Consider the following 1,811-nt stretch of genomic DNA (forward strand, 5'->3'; position numbering starts at 1 on the left):
TCTTGTGGCTCAGGCCGAGGGTAAGGGTTAGTAGCCAGGGAATAAAAGGGTCACATAGTCTACCAAAATATCCAATTAATTGTTAGACTATATCTATGACACTAATACCACTTCGTAAGGCGGTCGAACTTACGGGACTCTCTAGGAACACTCTTCGGAAGTATGCAGACAATGGCACGATTAAATGCGAGCGAACCCCAAGTGGTTACCGGCTCTTTGATACAGAAAGCCTGCTCAGCCTCGGAAAAAGGGAATCAAGGCAGCCAGCAACTATCTGCTACTGTCGAGTCAGTAGCAGCAAGCAAAAAGACGACCTCGTCAGGCAAGTCGCCTATCTGCACTCCCTCTTTCCGGAAGCGGAAATCATTAAAGACATCGGCTCAGGGCTCAACTACAAAAGGAAGGGGCTTCGAGCCATACTGGAACGAATCGTGCGAGGAGATCAGCTCACAATTGTTGTTGCCTGTCGAGACAGACTTACCCGGTTTGGGTTTGAAATCATTGAGTACTTGGTCGGTCTCAACGGTGGAAAAATCCTGGTTCTCGACAACCCTGAAAGCTGTCCAGAATCAGAAGTTACCGCAGATCTTCTCTCCATCATTCACGTCTTCTCTTGCCGCGTCCACGGACTCCGAAAATACGGCAAAAAAATCCAAGAAGATTCGAGTGTTCCTAAGCCCTGAACAACGATTGGCCGTAGGCCACGCTACGCGAACAATGGTTCGTCAATGGTTTGGAGTGTCCCGTTATGTATTTAACAAGACCGTCAAAATCCTTGAAGATGGAGAAACTAAAGCTAACTGGAAAGCTATTAAAACTGCGATATTAAATGACTTACCCGAGTGGTGCAAGACAGTGCCTGATCAAATCAAATCTATAGCGATTAAGGATGCTTGCACCGCTGTCAGGGAAGCCAAAAAGAAATACAACTTGACTGGACAAATTAATCGGGTCAGGTTCAGATCTCGCCAGCATCCTGTTCAGTCTTGTTATATCCCAAAATCGGCTGTTTCAAACAAAGGAATCTATCACACCAAACTAGGGTAATTGACTTTTACTGAAGCTCTTCCCGACAAGATTTGCGATTGTAGGTTGACTAGCACCAATGGGGATTACTATTTGGTAGTCCCCTATAAGACAACAAAAAACCAAACCGAAAACCAAGGTAGAGTAGTTGCCTTAGATCCTGGTGTTAGAACTTTCCTGACTTTTTTTAGTGAGAATTCTGTAGGCAAAATCGGAGAAGGTGAATTTTCTCGAATTCAGCGGCTGTGTCAGCACCATTATAATCTGATATCTAATAATCAGTAAAGCTAAGGGAAGACAGAAACGCCCCATGATAAAAGCGGCTAGAAGAATGGTTATCAGAATTCAGAATCTGGTAAATGAACTACATCACAAAGCGGTACTACCGATGAAGACAAGTTGAGATGAATTGTGAACTCAAAATAGAGAATCCCTTCATAAATTTCAGCAATTGAAGCAATTGACCCATTAGTTCGGTAATCTGGAGTGACACAAAACATGCTGACGACTACAATCATCAACTACCAAACCAACGAGTTACAGGAAAAAACCCTGAAACCGGAAACTGCAATTCAAGGTGAGTATCTGATTGGCCGCCATCCAAGTTGTGACCTAGTCTTGGATAGTCCTGTAGTGAGTCGTGTACACGGCAGAATCATATGCCTTGGGGGACAGTGTTTCTTTACTGACCTCGGTAGCACAGATGGCTCTCGGATCAATAATGAGGAGGTAGATGTTAACCAAAACTGGCTCCTGAAGGAAGATGACATCATCCGCATCGGTGA

2 protein-coding genes and 1 pseudogene are annotated in these 1,811 nt (G+C 44.4%); all 3 read left to right on the top strand.

Translation table 11 applies throughout. The annotated features are described in order from the left end of the window. Positions 1-95 precede the first annotated feature (95 nt). Positions 96-683 (top strand): IS607 family transposase, encoded by a 588-nt coding sequence (locus tag F6J94_RS33520; RefSeq protein WP_293048202.1) that lies wholly within the window; start codon positions 96-98, stop codon positions 681-683. A gap of 34 nt (positions 684-717) precedes the next feature. Then, positions 718-1,405: pseudogene (locus F6J94_RS33525) on the top strand (RNA-guided endonuclease TnpB family protein); the annotation flags it as partial. A gap of 119 nt (positions 1,406-1,524) precedes the next feature. After that, positions 1,525-1,811, top strand: a 287-nt coding sequence (locus F6J94_RS33530; protein ID WP_293048205.1) for an FHA domain-containing protein, incomplete at its 3' end; no start/stop codon positions are given.

Source organism: Moorena sp. SIO1F2 (genome assembly GCF_010672755.1).
Lineage (GTDB): Bacteria > Cyanobacteriota > Cyanobacteriia > Cyanobacteriales > Coleofasciculaceae > Moorena.